At 62.0% G+C, this 14,107-nt stretch carries 13 protein-coding genes and 1 pseudogene; 13 read left to right on the top strand and 1 reads right to left on the bottom strand.

All coding sequences use genetic code 11. The annotated features are described in order from the left end of the window. Positions 1–358: HNH endonuclease signature motif containing protein (locus tag QMK22_RS09510; protein ID WP_283497381.1), on the top strand; the 358-nt coding region annotated here is incomplete at its 5' end. A 232-nt stretch (positions 359–590) separates the two neighbouring features. Further along, a complete protein-coding gene (locus QMK22_RS09505; RefSeq protein ID WP_283497380.1) occupies positions 591–911 on the top strand; it encodes a hypothetical protein in 321 nt (106 codons plus the stop codon). 55 nt (positions 912–966) lie between these two features. Here the strand turns inward: QMK22_RS09505 and QMK22_RS17565 are convergent. Beyond that, positions 967–1,431: pseudogene (locus QMK22_RS17565) on the bottom strand (DUF4190 domain-containing protein); the annotation flags it as partial. Between the two features lie 213 nt (positions 1,432–1,644). On the opposite strand from QMK22_RS17565, the gene QMK22_RS09495 reads away from it, so the two are divergent. From QMK22_RS09495 to QMK22_RS09445, 11 genes are all read left to right on the top strand, one after another. Then, complete coding sequence (locus tag QMK22_RS09495) at positions 1,645–2,460, top strand: nuclease-related domain-containing protein (protein ID WP_283497378.1); 816 nt, start codon at positions 1,645–1,647, stop codon at positions 2,458–2,460. An 84-nt stretch (positions 2,461–2,544) separates the two neighbouring features. Further along, positions 2,545–2,943, top strand: a complete 399-nt coding sequence (locus QMK22_RS09490) for a (deoxy)nucleoside triphosphate pyrophosphohydrolase (RefSeq protein ID WP_283497377.1) — start codon at positions 2,545–2,547, stop codon at positions 2,941–2,943. After that, complete coding sequence (locus QMK22_RS09485; RefSeq protein ID WP_283497376.1) at positions 2,940–5,846, top strand: DEAD/DEAH box helicase; 2,907 nt, start codon at positions 2,940–2,942, stop codon at positions 5,844–5,846. The genes QMK22_RS09490 and QMK22_RS09485 overlap by 4 nt, the downstream gene beginning before the upstream one ends. Before the next feature lie 84 nt (positions 5,847–5,930). Beyond that, positions 5,931–7,157 carry an exonuclease domain-containing protein gene (locus tag QMK22_RS09480; RefSeq protein ID WP_283497375.1) on the top strand — a complete coding sequence of 409 codons (1,227 nt, stop codon included), beginning with the start codon at positions 5,931–5,933 and terminating at the stop codon, positions 7,155–7,157. Positions 7,158–7,231: 74 nt separating this feature from the next. Further along, complete coding sequence (locus QMK22_RS09475) at positions 7,232–7,525, top strand: type II toxin-antitoxin system RelE/ParE family toxin (RefSeq protein WP_283497374.1); 294 nt, start codon at positions 7,232–7,234, stop codon at positions 7,523–7,525. Positions 7,526–7,551: 26 nt separating this feature from the next. After that, positions 7,552–7,827, top strand: a complete 276-nt coding sequence (locus tag QMK22_RS09470) for a HigA family addiction module antitoxin (protein WP_283497373.1) — start codon at positions 7,552–7,554, stop codon at positions 7,825–7,827. Positions 7,828–7,962: 135 nt separating this feature from the next. Beyond that, positions 7,963–9,390, top strand: a complete 1,428-nt coding sequence (locus QMK22_RS09465; protein ID WP_283497372.1) for an HNH endonuclease signature motif containing protein — start codon at positions 7,963–7,965, stop codon at positions 9,388–9,390. Positions 9,391–9,614: 224 nt separating this feature from the next. Continuing rightward, entirely contained in the window at positions 9,615–9,737 is a 123-nt protein-coding gene (locus tag QMK22_RS09460) for a hypothetical protein (RefSeq protein ID WP_283497371.1), read from the top strand. Next, positions 9,734–12,556, top strand: coding sequence for a UvrD-helicase domain-containing protein (locus QMK22_RS09455; RefSeq protein ID WP_283497370.1), 2,823 nt, complete (start codon positions 9,734–9,736; stop codon positions 12,554–12,556). The genes QMK22_RS09460 and QMK22_RS09455 overlap by 4 nt, the downstream gene beginning before the upstream one ends. A 410-nt stretch (positions 12,557–12,966) precedes the next feature. After that, entirely contained in the window at positions 12,967–13,557 is a 591-nt protein-coding gene (locus tag QMK22_RS09450; RefSeq protein WP_283497369.1) for a dihydrofolate reductase family protein, read from the top strand. A 101-nt stretch (positions 13,558–13,658) separates the two neighbouring features. Next, positions 13,659–14,096 (top strand): hypothetical protein, encoded by a 438-nt coding sequence (locus QMK22_RS09445; RefSeq protein ID WP_283497368.1) that lies wholly within the window; start codon positions 13,659–13,661, stop codon positions 14,094–14,096. The last annotated feature ends 11 nt before the right edge of the window (positions 14,097–14,107 follow it).

Below are 14,107 nucleotides of genomic sequence, written 5' to 3'. Positions count from 1 at the left end.
CGGCTGCAACCGCTCCGCCGGCCACAGCGACCTCGACCACACCATCGACAAACAATTCGGCGGCCCCACCACCGCCACCAACCTGCACTTCCTCTCCCCAGCACACCACAACCTGAAACACTTCAGCGAGTGGAAGGCCAGCGCCGACCCCGACGGCACCCTGCACTGGACCAGCCCCGCCGGCAAGCACTATGCCACCGACCCCGCCACCCGAATCAGCACCCACCTGCAACACACCGCACCAGCACCACCCCCGCCGAACGCACCAGCACCACCCCCGCCCAACCCGTGGACCTCCGGCTGGACCTCCGCCCGGGACACCGACAACGCCGAGAACCCCGACCCCCAACCGTTTTAGGGTCCATGTCGTCCGAGGGCATCCGGCGCTGACCTCACCAAGCGGATGCCTATCAGTAACGCGCCGCGACTGATCCCCCCGGACAACCTCGAATCGCTCACCCAGACACTGCGGCGCCTCAATCGCCAAGCCTGACCGCTGAGCCAATTCGAACTTCGTCGCGGCGTCGGCTAGCGTGGTTAGGCACCCTCGGGGCGACTGATCTCGCTCCGTGACTAACACGGAGGCCTCGATGTCCACGCAGCAGACAATCCGCACCGCGAGGTCGCTTAGTTCCATCGCTCTCGGCATCGGCGTGGCCGCAATTGTCGTGTTTGGTCTCGGATCGATCCTGCTGGCGCTGCTGCCCGGCAATCTTGTGGTGATCGGCGTCGTGACGGTGCTCTGCTATCTTCTGCCGATCGTCGGCATCGTCGTTGGCCACAACGCGAGGCGTCGCGAGGGCGCGCAGAAGTCAGCGAAATTCGGTCTGATCCTGTCGTACGTGGTTTTCGGTCTCGTCGTGCTCCCGCTGCTTTTCGATATCGTCGTACGGATCACGCAGCTCGCCTGATGGACCCGCTCGCGCGAGCGGATGCTGCGGCTCGCGCGGTTCCGCCGCAGCGGGTTTAGCTGAACACGTCGAAGAAGTAGTACACGAAGAGGACAAGTCCCAAGATTGCCAAGATGAGTCCTGCTATGGCAATGCCGCGGCCGGCGACTCGATACCCGAGGCCCTCTAAAGTGAATGATTTCGACAACCCGATGCTCGAGAAAATGACGCCAAGGATGCTGGGTAGTGCGAGCGGGTTGTAGATCAAACTAACCAGCGCGAGCACGATGCCGGTGTAGGCCATGGGGTTGTTTCGACGCAACTGCCGATCTTTCTCAATTCGCTTCATGCGTGAGCTGCTCCCGACCGGCGGCCGCTGACCCGCGGGTGGAAGCGGTGCCATCGGCACGTACTCTCCCGCCGCGGGTGCATAGGTCGAAACAGTGGGTGTTTCGACCGCGGCGAATTCGCGGTGGGCCGGCCGGGGCGGCTCTGCCCATGTGGTGCCGTTCCACCAGCGATTCTGCGGAGCTCCGCTGGGGTCTGGATACCAAACGGGTCATGGAAAGGTCACGTCTACATCCCTGTTCTGACGATGAGTGCGTCGTCCTCCTCAGAATAGGGGTCAACCGCAGGGCACTGCCGCCCCCAACACGGGGAGATCTTTCTGCCCGATTGCGCAGATCGTCGTTGGACGGCCCGGTTTAGTGGCGACACACATAGCGCTAGATTGGCATCAATCAGCGGGGGATGCATGACAACACAGCTACCGGGCATGCGCGACCAGATCGCCGCCCAATCGGTCATCGAAGAGTTGCTCCGCCAGCAACAATCGATGCCTCCTCGCACGCGTTTCGCCCGGTTCTGGGGAATCTCCCCGCTCGCCGCCGACAGCGTCGCCTGGTACCGCGGCGCCCAGGGCGAGATCGAGGTCGGTAAGATTCTCAGTCGGCTCCCGCCCGAGTGGCGAGTCTTCCACGCTCTCCCCATCGGCAAAGCCGGCGCAGACATCGACCACCTCGTGCTCGGCCCCGGCGGCATCTTCACCATCAACACCAAACACCATCGCGGCAAGAAGATCTGGGTCGCCGAGCGGGCATTGATGGTCAACGGGCAGAAGCAGCCCCACCTACGCAACTCCAAATTCGAAGCGACCCGCGTCACCAAAATGCTGCGCGAGCGGATGCCGCAGCTCCCGCCCGCGCAGGCTGTGATCGCGCTGGTCAGCCCGGCATCCATCACGATCAAGAAGAAGCCCGACGAGGTCAATGTCTTGGACGCCGTGAACTTGCGGCGTTGGCTGCTGAAACGGCCGGTGGCGCTCGCCGAAGCTGATTTGGTTGAGCTCGCGGCCCTCGTCGATGCGCCCACGACTTGGTCTGCACCCACGTCGCTATCGAGTCCGAACTTGCTGGCGCAATTTGCTGTGATCGACCGCGAAGTCAAAACCGCGCGGGTACGGCGCGTCACATGGACTCTGCTTAGTTTTGCGACTGTGGCCGCTCTCGCCGTCTTCGTCGGGCTGCCCCTCTACAACGAGTTGGCCATAGGATTCATTGCCGGTCTCTAACGCTTGGGGGCGACTTCCGGCGCCCCGGAATCGTGCTGGCTAAGCTGGCGTTACGGATTGACGGCTAGGCATCGGAGTGCACCTGTGAAAAAGAGAATCAATGTCGTTGGCGCCGTACTCACGCGCGGCCAGACAATTCTCGCTGCACGTCGTAGTTCGACAATGTCGCTGCCCTATATGTGGGAGTTTCCCGGAGGCAAGATCGAGGCGAACGAATCGCCTGAGCAGGCTTTGCTCCGCGAACTCGACGAGGAGTTGATCTGCTCGGCGGAGATCGGTGCGCTCGTTGAAACCACCGAGCACGAGTACGATTTTGGGATCGTTGTCCTGACGACTTACTACTGCTCTCTGATTGGCGATGAGCCCCAACTTACGGAGCATGCAGAAATTCGGTGGGTTCAGGCCGCAGAGCTGGATCAGCTCGATTGGGCACCTGCCGACATTCCCGCAGTCGTGCGGGTAATGAGAGACTTCCGCGAGTGAGCGCGACTAGCCGTCAGCTGACTCTCGATAACAACTTTGGATTTCTAAACTCGCAAGTCAAGGCCGACCAAGTCTTCAACCCGACACTCGTGTCAAATTCTGGCGGGAATACGATGCTCCGAGCGATTCGTGAGGAACTGAAGCGCTCGCGTCGCTTCGTTTTTTCGGTCGCCTTCGTTACACCGAGCGCGATAGCTTTGCTCAAGCAGGCGATTATCGACTTTCGAGGCTCGGGCACGATAATTACCTCCACGTACTTGGGATTCAACTCGCCTGCAGCTTTTAGGGAACTCCTCAATCTTGAGGGCGTCAACGTTTTGGTGCATCCAGATTCCTCTGCTGGCTTCCACGCTAAGGGATATATTTTCGAGCAGGAGGCGAGTACCACGGCGATCGTCGGCAGTTCAAACCTGACGGATCGCGCGCTCCTGAACAACCACGAGTGGAATCTGCGCTTTTCGGCGCTCCCTGACGGGGACATCGTTCAGCAGCTCAATCGCGCTGCGCAGGCGCATGTTGATGCCTCTATTCCCCTAACTCAAAACTGGATTGACCAGTACGAGCTGACGTGGACGGCGGTCGAACACGAGCCTGCACCCGGAATTGGCCGGATTGAGCCGACTACTGGTCTGCCCCTCAGTGGCGTAATTCAGCCCAACGCCATGCAGGTCGAGGCGCTTGCTGAGATTGCAGCGCTGCGAGACATCGGCGAGCACCGCGCAGTCGTTATTTCTGCGACCGGAACCGGAAAGACGATCCTTTCGGCGCTCGATGTGCGCGCCTACGCACCGAGACGGATGCTGTTCATAGTGCACCGCGAGCAGATCTTGGACCGAGCAATATATGAATTCAAGCGTGTCCTGGGAGCACCGGACAGCGATTTTGGCAAGTTCGTGGGAGCAAAGAGGGAGTTCGATCGTCGCTACGTGTTTGCCTCGATTCAATCGCTCTCGCGGCCAGAGAATCTCGCGGCGATCGAACCCGAGGCCTTTGACTACATACTGATCGACGAAGTTCATCGAGCCGGCGCCGAGAGCTACCGCAGGGTAATCGGTCACCTCGAACCAGCGTTCCTTCTCGGAATGACAGCGACGCCGGAACGAACCGACGACTTCAACGTTTTCGAGTTGTTTGACTTCAATGTTCCATATGAAATCCGTTTGCAGAAGGCTCTGGAAGCAGACATGCTGGCCCCCTTCCATTACTACGGTGTTACCGACTACGTCAAAGACGGTGAGGTCATCGACCAACTCGCGGACCTTGGTCGTCTGGTCGCCACCGAGCGTGTTGACCACCTCGTTTCTACGATTGAAAAGTACGGCCATGCGGGCGCTCCTGTGCGGGGATTGATCTTCTGCAGCAAGAACGCTGAGGCGGCTGAGCTTTCTGCGCTGCTCAACCTCCGCAAGATCCACGGACGGCAGCTCAGAACTCGCGCGCTAAGCGGGTCCAACTCGGTCGATGAACGCGAATCTGCTGTGCTGCTGCTGGAGCGGGGAGAGCTCGACTACCTGGCAACGGTCGACATTTTCAACGAAGGTATCGACATCCCCTCGGTCAATCAGGTCGTTATGCTCCGTCAAACGCTATCGAGCATTGTGTTCACACAGCAGCTCGGAAGAGGGCTGCGGAAGGCCGCGGGGAAAGACCACCTCATCGTGATCGACTTCATTGGCAACTACGATAACAACTATCTAATTCCCATCGCGCTGTTCGGAGACAGCAGCCTCAACAAGGATTCGATCCGCAAGAAGATCATCGACGCGCAAGAGGCCGGTGCCATAGCCGGACTTTCCAGCGTCAACTTTGATGCCATTGCGCGAGAGCGAATTTTCGCTTCCCTTGCGACCACGACCCTTGACAGCATGACAAATCTCAAGAAATCGTTCCTCGAATTGCAAAACCGTCTCGGTCGAGCTCCACGACTTATCGACTTCGCCCGCTTCGACTTGGTCGATCCCACCGTTATTGCAACGAAACAAAAGAACTATTGGAGCTTTCTCAACAAGGTGGGTGCCATTGAAGCTCGGCCGGGTGCGTATGAGACGGCCGTGCTCGCCTTTCTCTCCGGAGAACTGCTCAACGGCAAGAGGCCTCACGAGTTATTGCTCCTAAAAGAGCTCTTATCGAGCAAAGACGGTCTTGAAGTCCAAGATTTCACGCGATTGCTTGCGGAAAGTGCTCTGGTAGCCGATCCGGCGACGCTTTCCTCCGTACTGGGCATCCTTAGCCTGGAATTCTTCACGGCAGCCGAAGCCGCAAAGTACGGCGACTCGCCGGTCGTCACATTTAATGCCGGTGTGTACGAGCTCAGCGAAAAGTTTGTCGCGGTTTGGAACGATGATTTGATGTTTCAAAACCATGTCAATGACGTTCTAGAGACCGGGCTTTACCTCGCGCGACATCGACATAATTGGACCGGGCGCCTAGAAGTAGGCCAACGTTATTCGCGCAAAGACGCTTGCCGCATGCTGAATTGGAAGTCGAACGAGCAGAGCACCATGTACGGCTATAAAGTCGATTTTGTCTCAAACACCTGCCCAATATTTGTTACGTACCATAAGGGATCTGAGGTGTCCGAGAGCACTAATTATGGAGATGAGTTTCTCAACCCTTCGACTTTGACCTGGTTCACCCGAAGCCGGCGTACGCTTGCGAGCGGGGAGGTGAAAGCGATTGTTGAGAATAGCCTTCCGCTTCACGTTTTTGCGAAGAAGGATGATGCCGAAGGTACCGATTTCTATTACCTAGGTAGAGCGACTTCCAAGGATGCCCGTGAAACAACAATGCCGGGAGCCAGCGGGCACAATGTCGTGTCCATGACGTTGGGCTTGGAGAGTCCAATTGAATCCAGCCTTTACGAGTATTTCGCGACTCGGGCGATGGGGGCTAAATCGGCGTAGTGGCTGACGCGCTCCTTCCTGGGCCGCGACCGCATCTGCCCACTCGGTAGAGTCGTAGAACCACCCGTTCACCTCAGGAGCACCATGCCCGGTTTCGCCGTCATCGACTTCGAGACCACCGGGCTCTTCGCGGGCGGCCACGACCGGGTCGTCGAGGTGGCCGTCGTGCACGTAAGCGCGGACGGGCAGATCGAAGGGCAGTGGGAGACGCTCGTGAACCCGGGGCGTGACCTCGGGCGCCAGGACATTCACCGCGTGCGCGCCGCCGATGTCATGCACGCTCCCCGGTTCGCCCAGGTTGCCCCGCAACTCGTGGCGTTGCTCGACGGCCGCGTCATCGTGGCACACAACGCGGCCTTCGATACCCGCTTTCTGCTCGCCGAGCTGGCTCGTGTCGATCACCTTGTCACCGAGCCGCTGATCAGCCTGTGCACCATGCAGTTGGCCCGCGAATTTCTTCCCGGAACCGGCCGTTCCCTCGCCGACTGCTGCGCCGCCTACGACATCGACCTCACCGGAGCGCACCGGGCCTCCGTCGATGCCTACGCCACCGCTCAGCTGCTGGCCGGCTATATTGCCAGCGCCGCCGACCCGGTTCTGTGGGCCGACGTTCTCGACCAGGCCGCCGCCTACCACTGGTCGAGCGTGTCGGCGCCGTCGCGCCCGTGGTTCGCGCGGCCGGAATTTGCGACGGAGCAAACGGCATCCGCTTTTCTGGAACGCATCAGCGTGCGACTGCCCGAAATCACCGGCCCGGCCGAGCATCAGAACTACCTTGCCCTGCTCGACCGCTGCCTGATCGACCGGCAGCTCTCTGCGCACGAAGCCCAGGCGCTCGTGCTGCTCGCCGACGAGCTCGGCCTCAGCCGTCACCGCTGCGAGCTGCTGCACCACGAGTATTTCGCCGCGCTGGCTCGCGTTGCGTGGGCCGACGGCATCCTCACAACGGATGAGATGGCCGACCTTGTCGACGTCGCCAACCTGCTCGACATTGAAGCGGATGCCCTCGACGCCGCCTTCGACCAGCCGCCTCCGTCGCTCCTCGCCCCGGCGACTGCGCACTTCGAACTGCACCTCGGCGACCTCGTCGTGCTCACCGGTGACATGTCCCGGCTGCGCAGCGACTGGGAAGCGGAGCTGCTCGCCCGGGGATTCGCCCCGAAAAGCGCCGTGACCAAGAAGGTCACGCTGCTCGTGGCCGCCGACCCGGACTCCCTCTCGGGCAAGGCGCGCAAGGCACGCGACTACGGGATACCAATCGTGGGCGAGGCCGCTTTCACGCGGCTCGCGGGTGCGTTTCCGCTGCTCTGATTTCAAAGGCCGAGGGGATTGATAACTATCCGTATGCTCTTGCTATACGTATAGCATGACGATACGCTCAGTTCGTGATCAAGTCGTTTCGACACAAGGGGCTTGCGCGGTTCTATGCGTCGGGCAGTAAGGCGGGAATTCGCCCGGATCACGCTGCAAAGTTGCAACGACAACTCGCCGTACTCGACAACGCCGTGTCCGTTGACGATATTCCACCTACGTGGCGGCCGCATGTGCTCCACGGGGAGCGCGAGGCGGGTCGAAACGTGCAGGGGCATTACGCGATTTGGGTTTCGGGTAATTGGCGCCTGACCTTCGCGTTTGAGGGCACTGACGTCGTGCTCCTCGACTATATGGACTATCACTGAACCGGATCGACAGGTAAGGAACAAAAATGACCGGAATGTACAACCCTCCGCACCCGGGCCTGCTGCTCGAAGACTACCTCGGGGAGGTTAGCCTTGCCGAGGCCGCACGACGGCTTGGCGTCACGCGGGCGACGTTGTCGCGCATCCGTCATGGCCATTCCGCAGTGACCGCCGACATGGCCGTGCGGCTCGGTTTGCTGCTGGGCACCAGCGCGGAGCTTTGGCTGGGAATGCAGACTGCGCACGACTTGTGGAACGAAAAACAGAAGCCGCGGCCGGAGGTTCTCCCGCTCGCGGGATAGCCGGTAGCCGCGGGTAGGTCGGCCGCTGTGCAGTCCTCCTCCACAGGCGAGAATCTTGCGAGTTATCCACAGGAATACCTGATCAAGGCTGGTTTGTCGAAACGCAATGTCGGTGGTCTCTGAGAAAATATAGTCATGACCACCTCAACGGATGCCCTCGTCGAGAGTACGGCGGCGCTCGCCGACACGTACTCTCAGGCCCTGGGTGGTGGCCTGTGTTCGGTGCCGGAGCCCAGCGCCGGGGTGGACCTTCAGCGCATGACAGATGCCGGCCTGTTGGCCGTGGCAGATGCCGTGTTCGCGACTGCGCGGCGGCTAGACGCACTGAAGGCACAGGTGGCGGGGCAACTGCAGCACCGGTTCGAGCATGACTCGGGGATCGCGGCCCGAACCGGCAACCGAAATGCCGCCGCGGCCCTGACCGACATCGGTCATATCTCCATGGCGGAGGCCGGCCGTCTGGTGCGGGTCGGCGCGGCTGTGCGGCCGCGGGTGAGCCTGCTCGGCGAGCAACTGCCGCCGGAATACTCGGAGGTCGCGGCCGCCGTGGGCGCGGGCGATCTCACTGTGGATTCGGCGCTGTACATCACGGCAAACCTGGGCCAAGCGGCCCCGCGAGCCACGACCAAAGATCTGATCATCGCGGAGAAACAGCTGGTGGAGTTCGCCGTGGAGAACCCGGTCGATTCGGTGCGCAAGCTCGCCATTCGCTACCGCGACGCCCTCGATGTCGACGGTGTGGAGCCGCGGGAAGACCTGCTGGTGTCGCGGCGAGGGTTGACGCGCTTTGATCAGCCGAACGGCATGAAACGGTATGTGCTCGATGCCGACCCGGTGTCGGCGGCGTTCCTCGACACTGCGATAGACGGCATGGTCAGCGCTGAACTGCGAAAGCCCCGGTTCGAAGCCAAGGAAGACCCAGACGGATGCGGCGACAGCCACCAGACGCTCGGGGACGGTCGAACGATGCCGCAGCTGAACTTCGATGCCTTCGTCGACATCGTGCGCCACGCTCTCTCCTGCACGCAAGGCCTGGGGGCGCTCGACCACACAACGGTCGTCGTGCGGATAACCCTCGAGTCCCTGCAGGCCGGGCTCGGTGAAGCCCAGCTGGACGGCATCGAGCAGCCGATCTCCGCCTTCACCGCCCGAAAAATGGCCGCGGAGGCGTGCATCATCCCAATGGTGCTCGGCGGAAACAGTGAGGTGCTCGATTTCGGTCTCGGCAAACGCCTCTTTACCAAGGCACAAAAGCTCGCGGCGATCGAACGCGACGGCGGCTGCGCCACCGCAGGGTGCAATAGACCGCCGAGCTACACCGAAGGGCATCATATTCGGTGGTTCAAGGCGCACGACGGACCGACGAACATGGACAACCTCGTGATGCTGTGCAGTGCGTGCCATCACAGAATTCACCGGGAAGGGTGGGACATCGTCGTGAAAGACGACGTGGTCTACTTCATTCCACCCGCCATCGTCGATCCTGGGAGAACTCCGCGCCGAGGCGGGCGCCCACCGATACCCGCCCCGAAGGGCTCCGACCGTCCTCGCCGCGAGCGGTAGTCCTCGCCGCACGCGTTAGCCATCGCCGAAAGCGGTAGCCAGCACCCGGCGAATGACCCCGTGCGAGGGCCGCGCGCGACCACGCTGTGTCGCTACCATGCGGAGTGCATTCCAAAACCAACATCGCGTTCCTAGCCGCGTTGTTGGACTGCACGACAACGACACGCTCCACAGGCAGCCGTCGTGCGCCTGTGACGAACCAACCCGAATACGAGGACACGACCATGAGTTCGAGCACCATAGAATCGGTCTCTGCATCGCAACTCGCTGCAATGGTGGCGGCACTCCTGTTGGCGGGTCTGCTGCCTTTCGTCGCCCGCACCGTCAAGACCCTGCTCAACTCATGATGACCAGACACGCCCTGCCAACCTGGCAGCCCACCGCTTGGGGCAAAGCCCTCACCAACGCCGGCGACTGGCACCTCGCGCTCCACGACGACATCGTCACGGTGACCATTGATGGTGCCGCTATCGCAACCGCCGTCGAAGACATCGCGACCGTGGACGTCACCCGCGGCCTGTTCTGGAGCCGCATTGTGCTTGAGGTGGGGGAGCGGGTCACCCAGCTTCGCGGCATCCGCTCGAACGACGCTGCCGCGTTTGAACAGGCCTTCACCGCGTCACGGGAGTCGCTTCAGCTTCGGCGGCTCATCGCGGAGTTCGATGCGGCAGCCCACCAGGCCACGCTCTGGCTCAACGGCTTCGCGGATTCCCTCACCGAACAGCTGCAGACCACAGGCTGGCTCACAACCGAATTCTGCACCGAATGGGTCGCCCGTAAGGCTGCAGTCGGCTTCAGCCACCTGCTCGACGACAAGACCTTGCGTCCCCATATTGCAGCCCAGCCGGCAGACATCACGGACACAATTGCGCACTGGTCAGAAGACGTGCGCGCTGTCATCGCGCGTGAAAACCAGAACCACCTCGAACGGGAGACAGCTGAGTGCCGCGAGTTCTTCGACAGGGTCGAGTCCTCCCCGCTCACGCCGGAGCAAACCAAGGCCGTGGTCTGCTTCGAGAACCGCATGCTCGTCGTTGCGTCCGCCGGCTCGGGCAAGACCTCCACCATGGTCGCCAAAGCCGGCTATGCGCTGCACCGCAATCTCGTTCCGGCCGACAAAATACTCATGCTCGCCTTCAACGCTTCGGCGGCCAAACAGCTGCAGCAGCGCACCCGCGACCGCCTCACCCCGCTCGGCCTTGACGCAGACAAGGTCGTCGCCCGCACCTTTCATGGCTTCGGCCTCGACGTTGTCGGACAGGCGACGGGTAAAAAGCCGTCATTGGCACCGTGGCTTGAGGGCGGCAAAGACATCGAGCAACTCGGTCAGATCGTTGACCGGTTGCGTGCCACCGATGTCATGTTCCGCTCGGAGTGGGACTTCTTTCGCGCCGTGCTGGCCCGGGACTACCCCGACGATAACGGGGAGAAGGCCGACGCCAGTGACGGGTTTCAGACCTTGCAGGGCGCAACCGTGCGCAGCCCCGCTGAGCGAATCATCGCGGACTGGCTGTTTTTCAATGGGGTCGACTTCATCTACGAGAAGCGCTACGAGATTGAGACCGCCGACGCCGAGCACCGGCAGTATCGGCCGGACTTCTACTATCCCGATATCAATACGTACCACGAGCACTGGGCGATCGATGCTGATGGGTCGTCGCCCTTCGAGGGGTATTTGGACGATGTCGCGTGGAAGCGTCAGGTGCATCGCACCAACGGAACCACGCTTCTCGAGACCACGAGAGGCGAGCTGTACGGCGGAACAGCGCTCACCGCGCTCGCGAAACAACTCACGCTTCGAGGTCTCGCTCTGCAGCCCGACGCCGACCGACTCGCGGTCGGCCAGATACCGGTCGAGAATGCCCTCCTGTTAGCGACCTTCCGCACCTTTCTCATCCACGCCAAGAGCAACTGCCTCAGCGATGAGCAACTCAGCGAACGCCTCGCCGAACAGGCTCAGGGCCCGGTGCGCTACCGCGACGCATCATTTTTGAGACTGTTCACGGCCATCCGTCGGGAATGGAACGAGCAGCTCAAAGCGGATGACTGCATCGACTTCGAAGACATGCTCACGCTCGCGGCCGAGCATCTGGAGAACGGCGACTGGCACAGCCCGTATGACCTCGTAATGGTCGACGAATTTCAGGATGCCAGCTTCGCCCGGGCCCGACTCGCCCGGGCTCTCGTCGCCGGGCACGCACGTCACCTGTTCGCCGTGGGCGACGACTGGCAGAGCATCAACCGCTTCGCCGGCGCCGACCTCTCGGTTATGACCGGCTTCGAGAGCTGGTTCGGTCCGAGCGAAATCATGCGCCTCGAACGCACCTTTCGCTTTCCCCAATCGCTAGCGGATGCCTCAAGCGCTTTCGTTCTGCAAAACCCCGCCCAGATCTCCAAGAGCGTTGTCTCATCGACCGCGGAGTTTCCGCCCACGGTGGGGGTCGTGACGGTGGATTCCGATGATGCGGTGGCAGCGGGCATCCGTCACAGGCTGACGACGTTGCACGGTTGGGTGGCGAGCGGCACGATTCCCCGCGCGCCCGGTCGCAAACTGTCGGTACTGGTACTCGGGCGGTATCAACACCAGAGCAGCTACCTTTCCGACTGCACAGACCTGTCGGATCTGCTCGATATTTCCTTCAGAACCATTCACGCGTCGAAGGGCGCTGAGGCTGATTACATCGTCATTGCCGGCATGGTGTCGGGCAAATGGGGGTTTCCGAGCACCATCCCCAACGACCCGGTCTTGCGTCTGGCGATGCCGGAGGCCGAGGTGTTTCCGAAGGCCGAAGAGCGACGCCTCTTCTATGTGGCGCTGACCCGTGCCCGCCGCGGTGTGCTGCTCGTCACCGTCGACAAGCGCGAATCCCGCTTTGTCATGGAACTCATTCGCGATCAGAACGTCGTGCGCACCAACGCCATCGGCGAGGTGCTTGCATCGATCGTCTGCCCGCGCTGCGGCCGGGGATTCATGGTCGAACGCACCGGCAAGCGCGGCCCCTTTCTCGGGTGCCGGCGGTACCCCAGGTGCAAGGCGACACTGGAGCTCGATGGCAGCCCGCCGGTGCCGGTCCTGAAGCCGGGCAAGGCGTCGGGCGTGAAGGCGGGCGTGGCGTCGGCCGGCGGGTACCGCAAACCATTCACGCCGCACCGCCGCAACCGCTGACGCGACGCACCCGCGCCCCTCTGCCCATGTTCTGGCGCATCGGCCGTTCCCTTCGGCTGCTTCGGCTGTTGTTGCGCCCATACCAGCTGCTTCGCCGCCCGTGCCGCCACCACTTCGCGATGCGCGGGAGTTGAGCCAGTGCGCGGGAGTTCCGCCTCGCGCGCACTGGCGCAACACCCGCGCAACACACACACCACCACAACGGATGAGATGGCGTCGGTGTCGCAGTTCTCATTCTGGTTGTCCTGCTGTTCGCCGTGCTCGCAGAAAGCGGATGCTGGCGTGCGTGCACAGCGGGGAGCGGCCACCGCGCGTCCCCTTGCCGAACACCAGATCTGGGTGTGCAATCGCGGTGACCACCGAACGGGTGACCACCGAACGAATAGACACCGAAAATTGGAGTAATCAATATGACTGTCACGTGCGACATGGGGGTTTCCACCGACGGCTACGCGGCCGGTCCGAATCAGAGCCTGGAGCATCCGCTCGGTGAAGGCGCCGACAGGCTGCACCGGTGGATGTTCGAGCGGGCCGACGAGAACTCCGCAGAGATCGCGGCCATTGTCGAAGCCGGTGCCTACATTATGGGGCGCAACATGTTCACTCCCGGTCGCGGCGAGTGGGATTACGAGTGGAGAGGCTGGTGGGGTGATGACCCGCCGTATCACGCGCCGGTTTTCGTGCTGACACACTACCCGCGAGCACCGCTGGCCATGGAAGGGGGCACGACCTTCACCTTCGTTACCGACGGCGTCGAATCAGCGATGGAGCAGGCGCGCGCCGCGGCGGGGGAGAAGACCGTGTCGATCGCCGGCGGGGCCTCCACCGTGCGGCAGTATCTTGCCGCCGGTCTGATCGACGAACTGCGGCTGCACATCGCGCCGGTGGTGCAGGTCACCGGCGAGCCGTTGCTGGCGGGGTTGGACGACCTCAAGCTGCACCAGGTCAGCTCCGTCGAGCGAGAATTCGTCACTCATGTCACGTACCGGGTGGTGCACTGAGTTGGTGAGAGCGGGACGCGGGTCTCGAGACGCCGGCTAAAAGTGTGCCGGCTCCTCGACCAGCCAAGTGCGTGACTTAGGCATTCGTGCCACCATGACGCATGCGCAACTTCGTGAGCGAGATCGTCGGCCCGTCTCAGCCGGACAACTGGTTTCTCAACGGCGGCGGCTGGTTCGTGCTGGCCCTCGTGAATGCGGGCCTGGCCGAACAGAAGAACCGTTCTCGCTGGACCTGGTTCGTGCTCTCGCTGTTTCTCGGTCCCGTGGCCACGTTTCTCATCGTGGTCTGGGAACCGGTGACCGAACCGCCCCTTGAGCCGCTGCATCCGTTTCGACGGCTCGACGACCGCTACCTCACGCTCGCCTTCCTGACCCTCGTGCTTACGGCCGGTGCGCTGTTTTTCGCTGTGGTCGGGCAGGCCTGGTTCATGTGGGTTGCCAGCGTCGTCGGTGCCGCGGCCCTCGCCGTCTTTCTCGTGCTCTTCCAACGAGCACGCACCAAGCGGATGCTGGCACGAGCACACGCGCTTGATGCCTAAGGGCGTATGGG

Origin of the sequence: Cryobacterium sp. PH29-G1 (genome assembly GCF_030063365.1) — a bacterium.
GTDB lineage: Bacteria > Actinomycetota > Actinomycetes > Actinomycetales > Microbacteriaceae > Cryobacterium.
This window is presented reverse-complemented; position numbering and strand designations above follow the sequence as displayed.

Bases quoted from the DNA above. Each gene is read 5' to 3' on its own strand.
- QMK22_RS09505 (WP_283497380.1), top strand. From the start codon at position 591: ATGTCCACGCAGCAGACAATCCGCACCGCGAGGTCGCTTAGTTCCATC.
- QMK22_RS09495 (WP_283497378.1), top strand. From the start codon at position 1,645: ATGACAACACAGCTACCGGGCATGCGCGACCAGATCGCCGCCCAATCG.
- QMK22_RS09480 (WP_283497375.1), top strand. From the start codon at position 5,931: ATGCCCGGTTTCGCCGTCATCGACTTCGAGACCACCGGGCTCTTCGCG.
- QMK22_RS09470 (WP_283497373.1), top strand. From the start codon at position 7,552: ATGACCGGAATGTACAACCCTCCGCACCCGGGCCTGCTGCTCGAAGAC.
- QMK22_RS09465 (WP_283497372.1), top strand. From the start codon at position 7,963: ATGACCACCTCAACGGATGCCCTCGTCGAGAGTACGGCGGCGCTCGCC.
- QMK22_RS09460 (WP_283497371.1), top strand. From the start codon at position 9,615: ATGAGTTCGAGCACCATAGAATCGGTCTCTGCATCGCAACTCGCTGCA.
- QMK22_RS09455 (WP_283497370.1), top strand. From the start codon at position 9,734: ATGATGACCAGACACGCCCTGCCAACCTGGCAGCCCACCGCTTGGGGC.
- QMK22_RS09450 (WP_283497369.1), top strand. From the start codon at position 12,967: ATGACTGTCACGTGCGACATGGGGGTTTCCACCGACGGCTACGCGGCC.
- QMK22_RS09445 (WP_283497368.1), top strand. From the start codon at position 13,659: ATGCGCAACTTCGTGAGCGAGATCGTCGGCCCGTCTCAGCCGGACAAC.